Annotated in this window: 17 protein-coding genes; all 17 read left to right on the forward strand. The window is 28.0% G+C overall.

The genetic code is table 11. From position 1 onward, the window contains the following. The first annotated feature begins 185 nt into the window (after positions 1-185). The 17 genes from B2W91_RS11815 (at position 186) to phoU (ending at position 16,567) form a co-directional block, all read left to right on the forward strand. On the forward strand, positions 186-947 hold the full coding sequence (locus B2W91_RS11815; RefSeq protein ID WP_291581151.1) for a shikimate dehydrogenase family protein: 762 nt from the start codon (positions 186-188) through the stop codon (positions 945-947). A gap of 558 nt (positions 948-1,505) precedes the next feature. Further along, entirely contained in the window at positions 1,506-2,756 is a 1,251-nt protein-coding gene (ftsA, locus tag B2W91_RS11820; protein WP_291581153.1) for a cell division protein FtsA, read from the forward strand. A gap of 15 nt (positions 2,757-2,771) precedes the next feature. Beyond that, the gene (ftsZ, locus tag B2W91_RS11825; protein WP_291581155.1) at positions 2,772-3,878 is read left to right on the forward strand and encodes a cell division protein FtsZ; all 1,107 of its coding nucleotides are present in this window, start codon (positions 2,772-2,774) and stop codon (positions 3,876-3,878) included. A 409-nt stretch (positions 3,879-4,287) separates the two neighbouring features. Next, positions 4,288-5,091: a sigma-E processing peptidase SpoIIGA gene (spoIIGA, locus tag B2W91_RS11830; RefSeq protein ID WP_291581157.1), complete on the forward strand. Its 804-nt coding sequence runs from the start codon at positions 4,288-4,290 to the stop codon at positions 5,089-5,091. Between the two features lie 44 nt (positions 5,092-5,135). Then, complete coding sequence (sigE, locus tag B2W91_RS11835; RefSeq protein ID WP_291581221.1) at positions 5,136-5,831, forward strand: RNA polymerase sporulation sigma factor SigE; 696 nt, start codon at positions 5,136-5,138, stop codon at positions 5,829-5,831. 75 nt (positions 5,832-5,906) lie between these two features. Continuing rightward, a complete protein-coding gene (gene sigG / locus B2W91_RS11840) occupies positions 5,907-6,680 on the forward strand; it encodes an RNA polymerase sporulation sigma factor SigG (RefSeq protein ID WP_291581159.1) in 774 nt (257 codons plus the stop codon). 364 nt (positions 6,681-7,044) lie between these two features. After that, on the forward strand, positions 7,045-7,311 hold the full coding sequence (locus B2W91_RS11845; protein WP_039631453.1) for a YlmC/YmxH family sporulation protein: 267 nt from the start codon (positions 7,045-7,047) through the stop codon (positions 7,309-7,311). Positions 7,312-7,396: 85 nt separating this feature from the next. Further along, a complete protein-coding gene (nrdR, locus tag B2W91_RS11850) occupies positions 7,397-7,852 on the forward strand; it encodes a transcriptional regulator NrdR (RefSeq protein WP_291581163.1) in 456 nt (151 codons plus the stop codon). Positions 7,853-8,002: 150 nt separating this feature from the next. After that, complete coding sequence (gene pgeF / locus B2W91_RS11855) at positions 8,003-8,722, forward strand: peptidoglycan editing factor PgeF (RefSeq protein ID WP_291581166.1); 720 nt, start codon at positions 8,003-8,005, stop codon at positions 8,720-8,722. Positions 8,723-8,735: 13 nt separating this feature from the next. Continuing rightward, entirely contained in the window at positions 8,736-9,440 is a 705-nt protein-coding gene (locus B2W91_RS11860) for a response regulator transcription factor (protein ID WP_291581167.1), read from the forward strand. A 9-nt stretch (positions 9,441-9,449) separates the two neighbouring features. Then, entirely contained in the window at positions 9,450-11,132 is a 1,683-nt protein-coding gene (locus tag B2W91_RS11865; RefSeq protein ID WP_291581170.1) for a HAMP domain-containing sensor histidine kinase, read from the forward strand. Between the two features lie 275 nt (positions 11,133-11,407). Then, a complete protein-coding gene (locus tag B2W91_RS11870; protein WP_291581180.1) occupies positions 11,408-12,337 on the forward strand; it encodes a PstS family phosphate ABC transporter substrate-binding protein in 930 nt (309 codons plus the stop codon). A 213-nt stretch (positions 12,338-12,550) separates the two neighbouring features. After that, positions 12,551-13,450 (forward strand): phosphate ABC transporter permease subunit PstC, encoded by a 900-nt coding sequence (pstC, locus tag B2W91_RS11875; protein ID WP_291581183.1) that lies wholly within the window; start codon positions 12,551-12,553, stop codon positions 13,448-13,450. Between the two features lie 151 nt (positions 13,451-13,601). Next, entirely contained in the window at positions 13,602-14,282 is a 681-nt protein-coding gene (gene pstA / locus B2W91_RS11880) for a phosphate ABC transporter permease PstA (RefSeq protein ID WP_422653273.1), read from the forward strand. A 96-nt stretch (positions 14,283-14,378) separates the two neighbouring features. Further along, positions 14,379-15,134: a phosphate ABC transporter ATP-binding protein PstB gene (pstB, locus tag B2W91_RS11885; protein WP_291581186.1), complete on the forward strand. Its 756-nt coding sequence runs from the start codon at positions 14,379-14,381 to the stop codon at positions 15,132-15,134. A gap of 18 nt (positions 15,135-15,152) precedes the next feature. Continuing rightward, complete coding sequence (pstB, locus tag B2W91_RS11890; protein WP_291581189.1) at positions 15,153-15,899, forward strand: phosphate ABC transporter ATP-binding protein PstB; 747 nt, start codon at positions 15,153-15,155, stop codon at positions 15,897-15,899. Positions 15,900-15,910: 11 nt separating this feature from the next. After that, complete coding sequence (phoU, locus tag B2W91_RS11895; RefSeq protein ID WP_291581192.1) at positions 15,911-16,567, forward strand: phosphate signaling complex protein PhoU; 657 nt, start codon at positions 15,911-15,913, stop codon at positions 16,565-16,567. Positions 16,568-16,942: the final 375 nt, after the last annotated feature.

The raw sequence follows: 16,942 nt of genomic DNA on the forward strand, positions 1-16,942 counted from the left end.
TATTAATCCTTAATTTCTAAGAGATTAATCTATTTTTATAGAAAATTTATTTTCCAGAGTATATATTAAGTTTTCGTATTGTATCCCTATAATCAGGTTCTCATCCTTACTTAATTAATTTTATAGTTATGTTTTACATTTAATATTAAATTTAAAATAATATAAAACTTGAAGGAGGTGATACAATGAATTTTAGTGGACTATTAGGAAGAAATATACAATATACTTTGTCACCTCCTATTCATAATGAATATTATAAGGAGAACAATATAGACCTAGAATATAAAATATTTGATATACAACAAAGTGAAGTGAAAAAATTTTTAGAAGAGTTACCAAGTAATAATATAGTAGGAGTTAATGTTACTATTCCATATAAAGAGTATATTATAGACTTCTTGCAAGAACTAGCCTATCCTGCAAACATGATTAAAGCAGTTAATACAGTCGTAATTAATAATAATAGACTTATAGGATATAATACCGACTATTTTGGCTTTATTGAAAGTTTAAAAATAAATAATATTAATCTTCAAGGGAAAAAATCTTTAATTATTGGCAGTGGAGGAGCTGCTAAAGCTGTGCTTTATGGAGTAAAGGACTCAGGTGTAGATGAAATACATATGGTACTTAGAAAAAAAGAATCCATAAAAGATCATAGCATCTATATAGATAAGTTTTTTAGCTTTGAAGATGAGTTGGATTTAGATGATTATGACATAGTAATTAACTGTACACCATTAGGTGGCGCAAACTATATAGAAAGTTGTCCTATAAAAATAAAGAATTGTAATAAGAATATAGTTTTTTATGACTTGAATTATAATCCTAAGGTTACTAAGTTTATGGAATTAGGAGAAAAGTATGGTGCAAGAACTATAAATGGAATGGATATGCTTTATAGTCAGGCTTATAAAGCTATAGAAATATGGAAAGAAGTATTATAAACTTACTTAAAGAGTATTAAAAAATAACTAATCATATATTTGGTTAGTTATTTTTTTGCATACTTATCTAATTAAAAGATAGATGAAAAAGTTTTTTTAAATATTTTCTAACAATTTGAAAGGTTTTCAAAAAACTACAATATATCAAGAAAAATATATTATAGTATTGATATGCAAATGTAGAATCTGTTATTATTAATGTGTATACTGGTAGTTTTATAATACCAGTAAATTACAATATGCAAATTTATTGCCTAGGAAAGAAATCAAATTAGAACTTAAAGATAATCTTATTTAATAAAATATGACTTTATTAAATAAGTAATCTTTATATTTGCTATAGATGAGAGCATTAGCCCATCTATTTTTTATATAAGCGGAAATAAAAATAGATGGTTTTTAGTGAAATATTGCATTTTATTTACAAAGCAATTATACTAAAAATAGAAGTTTATATTTTAACATGATATTCTCTAAAAAATAAGTTATTTTAGAGGAAAAATAAGTTTTTTGTTGAATATATACTTTTGAAGCTTCTCTTAAGGGGGGATAATTTAAGTGAGCAATTACATAGTTGGAATAGACATTGGAGCATCCAAAGTATGTGGTGTAGTTGGAGATTTAGATGGTATAGGAAAGCTTCAAGTTTTAGGAATTACTACATCTAAATGCAAGGGGATAAAAAAGGGTTTACTTGAAGATGTAGAAAGTACAGCCAAAGCTATTTCTGATACAGTAAAACAACTAGAAAATATTGTTGGTACTACTATAGAAGAGGCATATATTTCTATACCTGTATCATTATGTGAAATAGTTGAGGAAAGAGAAGTATTAACTTTATCTTCCCAAGATAGAGAAATAAAGAGAGAAGACATTGATAGTGTTATTAATGTGATGAGACTTGAAGTTGAAGCTTCTAGAGGCATGGAAGTAGTAGCAATAAACCCTGTGGAATATTCAATCAATGAAGTGGGTAACATAAATAATCCAGTAGGGTTATTAGGTCGTACTTTAGGAGTTAACGCTCAGGTGTTAGTTGCATCAAAGGAAATAATTGATAACTACAGAAAAGCTATGAATGAAGCAAAAGTAAAAGTTAAGAGTGTAGTTGTAGATTCTTTAGGAGTATCAAAGGATATGTTAAAATCTGAAGAACTTACAGAAGGAGTAGTACTTATAGACATAGGTGCTGAGACTTCAGATATTTCCATATTTAAAAATAATAAACTAAACTATGCATCTAGTATACCTCTAGGTGGTGAAACTATAACTAGTGACATATCTATTTGTCTTAAAATTTCTCGTGAGGATGCAGAGAATTTAAAAATTAAAAGCGGAAGGCTATTTAAAGATGATATATCACCAGATTATAAATTAAAGATTTATTCATCAGAAAATGGAGAGTTATTAGAAGTAGATTATAATACATTAGTTGAAATAGTTGCAGAAAGAGTTAAAGAAATAATAGTTTTAGTTAAACGAGATTTAATTAAAACTGGATATTATAATGAAATAAGCTCTATTGTAATATGTGGTGGTGGTATTTCACTATATAGGAGTGTTACTGATTTAGTTTCAAATATATTGGACAAGTCATGTAGAATAGGTACTCCATCTTATGTAGGAGCTGCTAATCCAATATATACAACAGCTACAGGTATTATAAAAGAATTATCATTGAATATGAAAGTTATAGAGAAGGTAGAAGAGAATAACAAACCCAAAAACTTAGACGATAAGAAGTCAAGTAAGAGTGTAAAAGAGACATTTTCATCCAAAATAAAATCGTTTTTATCAGATTTTTTCTAATGAGGAGGTAGTATTGTGCTAGATTTTGATGTTCAAGACAGAGATTTATGCCAGATAAAGGTAATTGGATGTGGAGGCGGAGGAAACAACGCTGTAAATAGAATGATTGAAGAAGGACTTAAGAATGTAGAGTTCATAGGAATAAATACAGACAAGCAAGCATTAGCTTTATCAAAAGCATCACAAAAAATTCAATTAGGTGAGAAGCTTACTAGAGGATTAGGTGCAGGTGCTAATCCTGAAATTGGAAGGAAAGCAGCAGAAGAAAGTAAAGAGGAAATTGTACAAGCATTAAAAGGTGCAGACATGGTATTTATTACTGCTGGTATGGGCGGTGGTACAGGTACTGGTGCAGCACCAGTAGTAGCAGAAATTGCTAAGTCAATGGGAATATTGACAATAGGGGTTATTACTAAACCATTTATATTTGAAGGTAGAAAAAGAATGATCCATGCTGAAACTGGAATTAAAGCATTAAAGGAATCAGTTGATACTTTGGTAACAATACCAAATGAAAGATTATTAAGCATGGTAGATAAAAAAACTACATTAGTTGAATCTTTCAAGAAAGCGGATGAGGTATTAAGACAAGGTGTTCAGGGTATATCAGATCTTATTACTATACCAGGACTTATAAACTTGGACTTTGCTGATATTAGTACAATAATGTTAGACAAAGGACTGGCTCATATGGGAGTAGGTGCAGGTAGAGGTGATAATAGAGCGCAAGAAGCAGCGAAAGAAGCTATATCAAGCCCTCTTCTTGAAACTTCAATTGTTGGTGCAACAGGAGTGCTATTAAATGTTACTGGAGGAGCTGATTTATCATTATTGGAAATCAGTGAAGCTGCGCAAATAGTTCAAGAAGCTGCAGACCCAGATGCAAACATTATATTTGGTGCAGTTATTGATGAGAGTTTAAAAGAAGAAATAAGAATAACTGTTATAGCAACTGGATTTGAATGTGATAAAGTTCCTCAAAATACAACTAATCATTTAAAGACTGATACAATAGTTCCTTCAAGAAATGTTCCTAAAGAGGAAGTAGCAGCAACAGAAGAGAAATATGAAGAAGAAAATTATTCAGTACCAACATGGTTAAGAAGAAATACAAATAGATAATTTTAAGGCAAATGTAAAATTACATTTGCTTTTCTTTTTCCAAAATAACACATTATTTCTAAATTTAATTGAATCAATTTTTTAACTAGCAATTATATTGCTAGTTTTTTTATAGAAAAATATGATACAACCTAAAATAAATTAATTTAAAATTTCTTTAATATAAGGGGAACTTTCTATGATTATACATTTTTGATGCTTAATTGCATGAAAATGAAGTTTCTATAATTAGTAATTAAGCAGCTTTAATTTAAATAATAAAATACTTAAATTTATGTATATAAAAATTATTTGGGAAAATAATCATAATTTGGCGTAAAAAAAAATGAATAATCTCAGAAATACAGGTAAAATTTTACAAATTTTATACTCTATTACATGTATAATATTCCTTAGAGGAGGAATAATTTTGGTTGTTTATTTAGATGAAATTTTATTTAAAAATTTTTTGGTTAATTTATTCATCTTATGTATTACTCTTCAAACTATAAAGAAGAAAACAAAGTTTACAAAAGAGATTATTGCAGCAGCTTTTGGAAGCTTGTACGTTTTGGTGATGTTTATTCCAAGACTTATGTTTCTTAAAAGTAAATTAGTTAATATAATCATTGCTTTTATAATGATAATAATTTGTTTAAGAAAAGAAAGCAAATTAATTTGCATTAAAGGTACTTTAATTTATATACTTTATTCTATGTTGCTTGCGGGAACTACCTATTACTTTTCACTAAACAATGATCCTAATTTGTTATTTACTCATCACATGTTTAAATTTAATTATGAAAAATTAGCCTTATCTATAATGGTTCTATACTTAATTATTAATAGAGTTGTAGTATATATAAAAGATAGAAAAATATTATATAACTATATTTGTACTATTGATATCTTTGTTAATAATCAAAAATTAAGTGTTAAAGGATTTTTAGATACAGGTAATGAATTAAGAGAGCCTATTACTAATTTACCAGTAATTATAGTAGAAAAAGATGCATTAAAGGAATTGGAATTAAACAGTTATGCAAAATACATGATAGGTTATTCAGTGGTAAACGGCAAAGATGGAAAGCTAGAAGGATTTAAGCCTGATAGTGTGAGTATTATTTTTGATGAAAATATAATTTTAAAAGATGCAATTATAGCTTTTTGTGATAATAAACTTAGTAAATACAATGACTATAATGCACTATTGCCAAGAGGCATAATAATTTGATCGGGGGTATTTAAGTGAAAATTAAAGTCTTTTTTAACAAATTAATAAGTGGATTGAGCAACTTTTTAGGCAAAATAAAAATTTTTTATAAAAAGGTTTATTATATAGGAGGAAATGATGCATTACCCCCACCACTTACTAAAGAAGAGGAAGATAAGTTAGTACAGGATTTAGTTTTAGGAGACGAAAGCATCAGAGCTATACTTATAGAAAGAAACTTAAGACTAGTTGTATACATTGCTAGGAAGTTTGAAAACACAGGAGTGAACGTAGAAGATTTAATTTCTGTAGGCACTATAGGGCTTATTAAAGCTGTAAATACATTTGATCCTGAAAAGAAGATTAAGCTTGCTACATATGCTTCAAGATGTATTGAAAATGAAATACTTATGTATTTAAGGAGAAATAGTAAAATCAAGACAGAGATATCATTTTATGAACCACTGAATATTGATTGGGATGGAAATGAACTTTTATTATCGGATATATTAGGTACTGAAAGTGATGTAGTTTATAACCTTATTGAAGATGAGGTTGACAAGCAATTATTGGTTTTGGCAATGGAAAAATTAAATGATAGAGAAAAAGAAATTGTTGAGTTAAGATTTGGTCTTAATGGATATGCAGAAAAAACTCAAAAAGAAGTAGCAGATATACTTGGTATATCACAATCATATATTTCTAGATTAGAAAAAAGAATTATAAAAAGATTAAAAAAAGAAATTAATAAAATGTTGTAAAGTTGTCCTTAGTATAAAAGTCATCACATAAGGAGATAATTAAAATGCAATTACTCTGAAGGGAATGGTGACCTTATGATGATAAATAAAGTAGAAATATGTGGGGTAAACACGTCAAAACTACCAGTTTTAAAGGAAAAAGAGATGAAGGAATTGCTTTTAAAAATGCAGGATGGAGATGAAGAGTCCAGAGAAAAATTTATAAAAGGAAATTTAAGACTGGTACTTAGCGTTATTCAACGTTTTAATAATAGGGGAGAAAATGTTGACGATTTATTTCAAGTAGGATGTATAGGATTAATAAAAGCCATTGACAATTTTGATCTAAGCCAAAACGTTAAGTTTTCTACTTATGCTGTTCCAATGATTATTGGTGAAATAAGGAGATATTTAAGAGATAATAACTCTATAAGAGTTAGTAGATCACTTAGAGATATTGCATATAAAGCACTTCAAGTTAGGGATAGATTAGTTAATAAGGATAATAAAGAACCTACTGTTTCGCAAATAGCAAAAGAGCTTCAAGTATCAAGAGAAGAAGTAGTTTTTGCACTTGATGCTATTCAAGATCCAGTTTCTTTGTTTGAACCAATTTATCATGATGGTGGAGATGCTATCTATGTTATGGATCAAATTAGTGATAATAAGAATTTAGATGATAGTTGGCTTGAAAATATATCTATAAAAGAAGCTATGAAAAAATTAAATGATAGAGAGAAATTAATATTAAATTTAAGATTTTTTGATGGGAGAACTCAAATGGAGGTAGCAGATGAGATAGGTATTTCTCAAGCACAGGTATCACGATTAGAAAAGACAGCATTAAAGCATATGAGAAAATATGTTTAAAGAGCCTATATAGGCTCTATTTTTTCTTATTAAAGATATTTATTAAAAGTTTCATAAAATCTTCAAATATCAAAAATTAAGCAGTTTTTAAGTACAAGCTTCTTTAAATGAAGCATATTGAAAAATAACCGATTAATAAGTTTTGCATATATTATTTTAGAAATTAATGTATAGCACATCTTTAAATATCCTAATTTACAGCTTTAATCAATGAGAATTAAAATGGACAATTTATAATTATGGTAGAAATTAATTTTAAGCAATATTTATAAAAATATCTTTAATTAATTATTTTAGATTCATAAGAATATATATTTTACTTTAAAATATATATTAGCATAGAGAAAAAATATGGGAGGATATTATGGAAAATACAATGTATGCAATAAATAGTTTAAAGATGATGGAAGTTATAGATATAAATTCAGGATCAAAACTTGGATATATAAAAGATTTAAAAATAGATTGTGAAGTTTATAGAGTATTGTCAATTGTAATACCTTCTCAAGAAAAAGGTGGATGGTTTAATAAAAATAATGATATTGAAATTCCTTGGGAAAATATTAGAAAAATAGGTATTGATGTAATATTAGTTGATGGAGAAGGATATATAGATATAATGGAAGAATAGGAGATATTTTATTTTTTTATGGAATTTTATTAAAATATGTGTATAATTAACTATATAAAATTCTTTAAAAAGGTAGTGAAGAGAAGTGAAATGTCCATTTTGTAACGGTGAAGAAAGTAAAGTAGTTGACTCAAGATCCACTGATGATAATGTTGCAATAAGAAGAAGAAGAGAATGTCTTCGCTGTAACAAACGATATACCACCTATGAGAAGATAGAAGATATTCCGGTATTAGTCATTAAAAGGGATTTAAATAGAGAGTTCTTTAGCAGAGATAAAATAATAAGGGGATTAGTTATTGCTTGCCAAAAAAGACCTGTATCTAGAGCTGTGATTGAAAATATCACCAATGATATAGAGAAATCTTTAAACAATAAAATGATCACAGAAATTAACTCGGAAGATATAGGTGAAATGGTATTAGAGAAGTTAAAAACTATAGATGAAGTTGCCTATGTTAGGTTTGCTTCTGTATACAGGCAATTTGAAGACATAAATACTTTTATGCATGAAATTAGAAATCTTATGAGTCATAAGTAGAATACTTTAAAAGTATTTTACTTTTTTTCTATGTAAAATTTTAGATGAAATCTAAAAATTTTATGTTAAATAAAAGTTAAAAGATAGAAGAAGCTATTACAGTATATTACGTTAAATGATATTATCAAAGTAGAAACTAGGAGGAACAACATGACAAAGCTAAATATTAGTGACTATGAATTTGTAACATATAAAGAAGAAAATATAAATATAGTTTTTTCAACATCAAAAAATAATTTAAACTTTAATAAAAGAACAAAAGAAGGACAAAATAATTTAAATAATCTAAAAAGTTTATTTGAATTAGATGAAGTTGTTTATCTAAATCAAACTCACAGTGATATAGTTTATATTTATGAAAATAACAATATAAATGATTTAAATGGAGACGGGATTATAACTTCTAAGAATAAAACAGCAATAGGAGTTTTCACTGCAGATTGTGTACCTGTAATAATTGTAGATAATAAAAAGAAAGTAGTAGCTGCAATACACAGTGGATGGAAAGGTACATTTAATCTTATTGTTACAAAAACTATAGAAAAAATCATTGAAAAATATCATTGTGATAAAGAGAACTTAAGAATATATATAGGCCCTCATAATAAAGAATGCTGTTATGAGGTAAGTGAAGAATTGATAGAAAAATTTAAATCTCTTCCTATTTATAAATATGAAAATATAAATAATGGACGACATTTAAACTTACAAGAATGTATACGGGTACAGCTTGCGAACTTTAATATTAAAAAAGACAATATTTATTCTACAGATATATGCACTTATTGTAATAGTGAATATGAGTTATATTCTTATAGAAAAGAACATGAAAAAGAGGGAAGATTATTTTCTTTCGTATATATTGAATAATGGAGGAAAACTTATGGCAGAAAAAAAGATTTTAGTAGTAGATGATGAAGAACATATAGTGGAACTTATAAAGTTTAATCTTGAGAAAAATGGGTATAAAGTTCTAACGGCTAATACTGGAGACTTAGGCTTAAAAATTGCAAAGGAAAAAATGCCTGATCTACTTTTGTTAGATTTAATGCTTCCAGGAATGGATGGACTTGAAGTTTGTAAGGAAATTAGAAAGGAACCAATCATCTCTTCTATGCCAATCATAATGATTACTGCAAAGAGTGAGGAATTAGATAAAATATTAGGCTTAGAACTTGGAGCAGATGATTATATAACAAAACCTTTTTCTGTTAGGGAGCTTATGGCAAGAGTTAAAGCTATTCTTAGAAGAACTATAGTAAAATATGAGGATAACAATTTCAAATTTGGTGATGTAGTTATAGATTTTGAAAAGCATGAAGTAAAGAGAAATGAAGAAAAAGTGGAGCTCACTTTAAAAGAATTTGAGCTTTTAGAAATACTTATTAAAAATCGTGGAAGGGTTATGACTAGAGATTTTCTTTTGGATAAAATATGGGGATATGAGTATGTAGGGGAAACTCGAACTGTAGATGTTCATGTAAGGCATTTAAGACAAAAGATTGAGAATAATGATAAAAATCCTGTATTTATTCAAACAATAAGAGGAATAGGATATAAATTCAACTATTCTGAGGGAAGTGAGTAAACTAATTTCATGAAGAAGAAATTAATGTTTTATATTTTATCTTCCATGATATTTATTTTTGGATTTGTGACGATTTTATTTATAACTATATTAAATTATCAAAGACAGGAAAATGTAAAAGAAAATTTAAAAAACTACAATGGAATTATAATGGAGTTTATTAAAGTTAATGAAATTGATAATAATAAAACATTGTTCAAGAAACTTGATGATTTAAATATAAGAGTTACAATATTAGATATCGAAGGAAATGTAAAGTTTGATTCTAAAGTAGATAAAGATAATTTAGAAAATCATAAAGAAAGATCAGAATTTAAAGAGGCATTAGTTAGCGGTGAAGGTTATGGAATAAGAGTTAGTAAAAGCTTAGATGCAGACACTGTTTATTATGCATCAAAGTTTGACAATTACATTATAAGGACTTCCGAGCCAGTTAAAGGAATTAATGGTGAATATATATTCACCTATGTAACGGTAGTGGGAGTTATACTTTTAATTACAATATGGGTATCCTCAAAGTTGTCTTATATAATCGTAAAGCCTATTATGGACTTAGAAAATACTACTTCTATGATAGCACAAGGTGAGCTCGATAGAAGGGTTAAGGTAACTTCTAAGGATGAAATAGGCCATTTAGGTACAAGTTTTAATAAAATGGCAAATAAACTAGAATATAGTTTAAATGAAGTTAAAGAAAAACAAAACAGATTATCTGCTATACTTCAAAGTATGGATAGTGGTGTTATTGCTATAGATATTAATGATAATATAATTATAGTTAATGCATATACGGAAAAAATTTTTGGAATTAATGAAGATGTTATAGGCAAAAATATAAACACAATTTTCAAAAATTTTGATATAAATACGATTTTTAAGAATATAGATGATCATTATAAAGAAGTTAAAATAGATTATCCTAAAGAAGCATATTTAAGAGTTAGAACTGCAGATATTATAAATAGAAATCATCATATTGGTAAAGTAGCTGTAATACAGGATGTGACAGATGTTAAGAAATTAGAAAATGTCAGAACGGAATTTGTGGCTAATGTGTCTCATGAATTAAAAACGCCTTTAACCTCTATTAAAGGATTTACAGAAACTTTAAGATATGTTGATGATACAGAAACTAGAGATAAGTTTTTAGATATAATTGAGGAGGAAGCAGATAGGCTTACTAGGCTTATATCCGACATATTAATTCTTTCTGATATTGAATTACAAAAAGACTTTAAAAAAGAAATAGTTGATGTAAATAGAATAATCTCTCATGTTGATGCTCTTATGAAAAATGTAGGAGAGAAGAAAGATGTAAACATTGTAATAAAAGGAGAAAATGTTCCTAATTTAGTTGGAGACAATGATAAGTTTAAACAGATGCTTATTAATTTAGTTGATAATGCAATTAAGTATTCTGAAAGTGAAGAGATTATTATTAATAGATATTATAAGGATAGTCAATGCATTATTGAGGTAGAAGACAAAGGGATAGGAATATCTAAAGATCATATATCACGTTTGTTTGAGAGGTTCTATAGAGTGGATAAGGCGAGATCTAGAGCTAAGGGTGGAACTGGGCTAGGCCTCGCAATAGTTAAACATATTGTGTTAGGTTTTAACGGTAATATATCTGTAGAAAGTGAATTAAACAAGGGAACAAAATTTATTATAGCTATACCTTATAGTTAAATTAATGGAGAATTGACGATGGACAATTAAAAATTAATCTCTCTAAATATATTTTTTTACTAGCAATTATATTGCTAGTTTTTTTTATAAGAAGCTACTGCGTAGCTTCAAAAATTGTTAATTGTATAGGTCAGGCTCTGATTGTAAATAATACTTAACATTAAGTAAACTTTAATTAACAAGATGATAAAGCTTGCTTAATAAAACTCCTATAAAATGAAGTTGTAAGGAAAATTTGAAAGAAATAATAACATATATTTCTAGGAGGAAACAAAATGAAAAGACAATCAATTAAACTTATACTTACTTCTCTATTAGTAGTAACTTTAACAGGAATGTTTATAGGTTGCAGTAAGAAAGAGGGAGCATCTTCACTAACTGGAGAGATAAAAATTGATGGTTCTTCAACTGTAGCACCTATTACAGAGGGAATGGCAGAAGAATTTAATAAAATTCACAGAGATGTTAAAATTCCTATTGGAATATCTGGAACTGGTGGAGGATTTAAAAGATTTGTTACTAAAGAAATAGACATGAATGATGCTTCAAGAGCAATTAAAGATAAAGAAAAGTCAGAGGCTGAAAAGAATGGTGTTAGTTACACAGATTTTAGAATTGCTTTTGATGGAATTACTTTAGCAGTCAATAAGGACAACACATGGGTAGATACACTAACAGTAGATGAGATAAAAAATATATGGTCTCCTGATAGCAAGGTCAAGACTTGGAAGGATATAAGAGGCGAATGGCCAGCAGAAGAAATTAAATTTTATTCCCCAGGAACGGATTCAGGTACTTTTGATTATTTCACAGAAGAGATAAATGGAAAAAGTGGTGCAATAAGACAGGATATAACTCCTAATGCAGATCCTAATACTTTAGTACAAGGCGTCGCAGGAAATAAAAATACCATGGGCTTCTTTGGATATTCATATTATGAAGAAAATGCGGATAAACTAAAGGCTGTTAAAATTGATAATGGCAAAGGTGGAATTGAACCTAGTTTTGAAACTATAAAAGATGGAAGCTATGCTCCATTATCAAGACCATTATTTTTATATGTAAATAATGAGTCACTAAAAAGAGAAGAAGTTAAAGAATTCTTAAAGTTCTATTTAGGTGAAGGAAAATCTATTATATCAGAAGTTGGATATGTAGAGTTACCAGATGAAGATTATAATGTTGAATTAGGAAAGATAGAATAGATTAGTTAAAGATAGATAATAAGGGGATAGCCTGTAGGCTATCCCTACTTTAATTTATAAAATAAAGGAATTTTAATAAATTACTTAATTTGAGGTTAAATTAATAAAATCTAACATTCTGTTAACCTTGTCTTAACATTAGTTATAAGGAAGTTAACATTAAAACCATATAATTAAATCAATAACACAAGGAACACTGTAGGAGGAAAACATATGTCATCTAAAAGGAGAAATATTAACAAAAAAGAGTTCATAATAGAAAAGTTTTTGCAGGGATTTACATTGTTAACTGTATTAACAACCATAGCAATTATAGCAATTTTATCTAAAGAATCCTTTATATTTTTTAGAGATATAGGAATTGTAAGATTTTTTACAGAGAAGAGTTGGACTCCTCTTTTAGAGCCTAAGCATTTTGGAATAATGCCACTATTAAACGGCACATTAATAATTGGAGTTACTGCAATTACAATTGCTATTCCTATAGGGTTAGGAGCAGCAATTTATCTAAGTGAATATGCACCAAAAAAAGTAAAAAATATACTTAAACCAATGGTGGAAATTCTAGCGGGTATACCATCTATAGTTTATGGATATTTTGCACTGACATTTATAACACCCTTACTTCAAAAAGTCTTTCCTAATATAGAGATATTTAATGCTCTAAGCGCAGGAATTGCTGTAGGAATAATGATTATACCTATGATTTCATCTTTGAGTGAGGATGCTATGAGTTCTATATCCTCATCTGTAAGAGACGGTGCTTATGCATTAGGAGCAACAAAATTGGAAGTAGTAACAAAAATAGTTATACCAGGAGCAATATCAGGAATTGTATCATCTTTTATATTAGCTATTTCAAGAGCAATAGGAGAAACTATGATAGTCGCAATTGCAGCAGGATCTAGACCATCATTAACTTTAAATCCACTTAAAAGTATACAAACAATGACAGGATATATGGTTAATGTAGCAATGGGTGATGTGCAAAGAGGGACTACAGAATATCAAACTATTTTTGCGGTAGGAACAGTATTGTTTTTACTTACATTTGTATTAAATATCATTGCTAAAAAAGTAGTTAAAAAAGGAAAGGAGCTTCAAAATGTCTAATGAAGGATATGCCATGAATAAAACCTCCTCTAAGAAAAATCATAGAATTAAGGAAGAAAACAATTTAAAACGAAGAAAAATAAAAAATGCATTATGTAAATCCATATTTCTAACGTGTACATTACTTGCGTTAATGACTTTAGTATTTCTTATGTTTTCTATAATAAAAGATGGAATTAAATATTTAAATATAAGCTTTTTAACTAGTTTTCCATCAAGAATTGTAAGTAGGGCTGGAATATTACCAGCTTTTGTTGGAAGTATTTATTTAATATTTTTGACAGCATTAATTTCTCTTCCTATAGGAATTGGAACTGCTATATATATTGAAGAGTACATGAAAAAAAGTAGATTAAGAGAATTTTTAGAACTTAATATTTCTAACTTGGCAGGGGTGCCATCTATAGTTTATGGAATGCTTGGATTAGGAGTCTTTGTAGTAGTATTAGGTAGAGGGATGCTCACTGGAGCATTAACATTATCCTTATTAATATTGCCTACTATAATAATTACTACAGCAGAAGCCCTTAGAAATGTACCTATTGCTATTAAAGAGGGTTCTTATGCATTGGGAGTTTCAAAATGGCAAAGTATAACAGGAGTTATTTTACCTTATGCAATGCCAAGTATATTAACAGGCACAATACTTTCAATATCAAGAGCATTAGGGGAATCTGCGCCACTTATCATGGTAGGAGCTTTAAGCTATGTAGCCTTTTTACCAAGTGGACTTACAAGTTCATATACAGCACTACCANNCTACCAATACAAATTTATAATTGGACTTCAAGGCCGCAAGCAGAGTTTCAACAATTGGCAGCATCAGGAATAATAGTGCTACTTGTAATTTTATTAACTGCTAACAGTATAGCAATATTATTAAGAAATAAATATAATAAGAATCTACATTAAGACTAGGAGAGATAATATGACTTCTAAAATAAAAGTTGAGAATTTTAGCTTTCACTATGGTGAAAAAAAAGCCTTAGATAATATAAATTTGCAGATTGAAGAAAGAAAAATAACTGCATTAATAGGTCCTTCGGGATGTGGCAAATCTACATTTTTAAGAAGCTTAAATAGAATGAATGATTTTATAAATGACGTAAAGTATGAAGGAAAAATTCTTATAAATAATAATGATATCTTAACTGAAAATATAGATACAATTGAACTTAGAAAGTCAGTAGGCATGGTATTTCAAAAACCTAACGTTTTTCCAAAGTCTATATATGAAAATGTAATTTATGGTCCTAAGAGATATGGAATAAAGGATAAAAATAAACTAGATGAAATAGTGGAAAGTAGCTTAAAAAGAGCTGCACTTTGGAATGAAGTAAAAGATGTTCTAGATAAATCAGCTTTTAGATTATCTGGAGGACAACAGCAAAGACTATGTATTGCAAGAGCATTAGCTTCTAAACCAGATGTAATTCTTATGGATGAGCCAACTTCAGCGCTAGATCCTATTTCAACATTAAAAATTGAAGAGCTTATGGAAGAGTTAAAGGAAAATTACACAGTAGTTGTAGTTACTCATAATATGGAGCAAGCTGCAAGAACTTCGGATTATACAGCGTTCTTTTTAAATGGTGAACTTATAGAAATGGATATTACTAATAATATTTTTTTTAATCCTAAAAATAAAAAGACAGAGGATTATATTTCAGGTAGATTTGGTTAATATAACTGGAGGCAGAATATGAATAATATTAAAGTAGAGAATTTAAATTTATTTTATGGCGAAATGCAAGCTTTAAAAAATATAAATATGGAGATAATGGAAAATAAGATAACAGCTCTTATTGGTCCTTCAGGCTGTGGGAAGTCTACATTTTTAAGAACATTAAATAGAATGAATGATTTTATAGATAATGTAACTATTAAAGGAAACATAAGCTATTTAGATGATAATATATATGAGTACGATGTTATAAGTCTTAGAAAAGAGATAGGTATGGTATTTCAAAAACCTAATGTTTTCCCTAAGTCTATATATGAAAACATAGTTTATGGCCCTAAAATCCATGGAATTAAAGATAAAAAACTTTTAGATAAAATAGTAGAAGAAAGCTTAAAGGCTGTAAACTTATATGATGAAGTTAAAGATAGACTTAATAAAAGTGCATTATCACTGTCTGGTGGACAGCAGCAGAGATTATGTATTGCTAGAACAATAGCAGTTAAGCCTAAAGTGATACTTATGGATGAGCCTACTTCAGCCTTAGATCCTATTTCAACTTCGAAAATTGAAGAACTTATGGATAATTTAAGAAGTGAATACACTATTGTTATAGTAACTCATAATATGCAGCAAGCAGCTAGAATTTCAGATTATACTGCATTCTTTTTTAATGGAGAAATTATAGAGTATGGAAAGACTAAGGAGCTTTTTTATAAGCCTAAGGACAATAGAACAGAAGATTATATTACAGGAAGAATAAGTTAGGTGGTGAAATAATGTCAAGAAAATCCTTTGATACAGAATTATTAGAGCTTCAAAATCAATTATCTAATATGACTTTAGCAGTAGGTGAGCAAATAAAGGACACAATGGATGCCCTTATAAAGCAAGATGTGAACTTGGCAAAAGATATAATTAAAAAAGATGATATAATTGATGATTTTGAAAATGATATAGGAGATAATTGTGTGACTTTAATAGCTACGAGACAACCATTAGCTACTGATCTAAGAACTATATTTACTATAAGCAAAATTGTAACAGATCTTGAAAGAATTGCAGATCACGCAGTGGACATTTCAAAAATTACATTACAACTTTGTGACGAAGAATATATAAAGGAACTTAGAGATATATCTAAAATGGGAGTTCTAGTTAGTAAGATGATAGAGGGCTCAATTGAAGCATACTTAAATAAAAGTGAGGAAAAGGCACTAGAGATTTGTCGTATGGATGATCAGGTTGATAAATTATATAACAATGTATTTTCAGAACTTTTGATGATAATGACTAAGAAACCAGAAGTAGTAGAGCAAGCTACAAGATTGTTATTTGTTTGTAAGTTCCTAGAAAGAATTGGGGATCATACTACTAATATATGTGAATGGACAATTTATCTTCTAAGTGGTAAGAAAATTGATTTAAATGAATAAAAATAAGATTATTCATTTAAAAAATCCCAAGATAGTGATTATTTATCCACAAAGAGTATTTTAACCAATTTGTAATATTTAATTTATATTATTGTAACTTTTAGAATGTTAAAACTTAATATAATTAAATTACTAATAATCATATTAAAATAGGTAATAAATTTCACAATTACCTCCTAAAGATTAGAGAAAAATGCTTATTATCCTTAAGCATTTTTCTTTTGCAAAAAATATCATATTTTATTTAAAATTATTTATACTTGTTATTATATTATAAAATTTTGCTGCAAATTCCTTATTAAGCAAAGAGATGTTCAAATTGATATATTAATTTACAGCTTTTAGATTAATGTACAACTTAGATTAGTGCACAAT

The organism is Clostridium sp. UBA6640 (assembly GCF_002455975.1).
In the GTDB taxonomy this organism is placed as follows: domain Bacteria; phylum Bacillota; class Clostridia; order Clostridiales; family Clostridiaceae; genus Clostridium_J.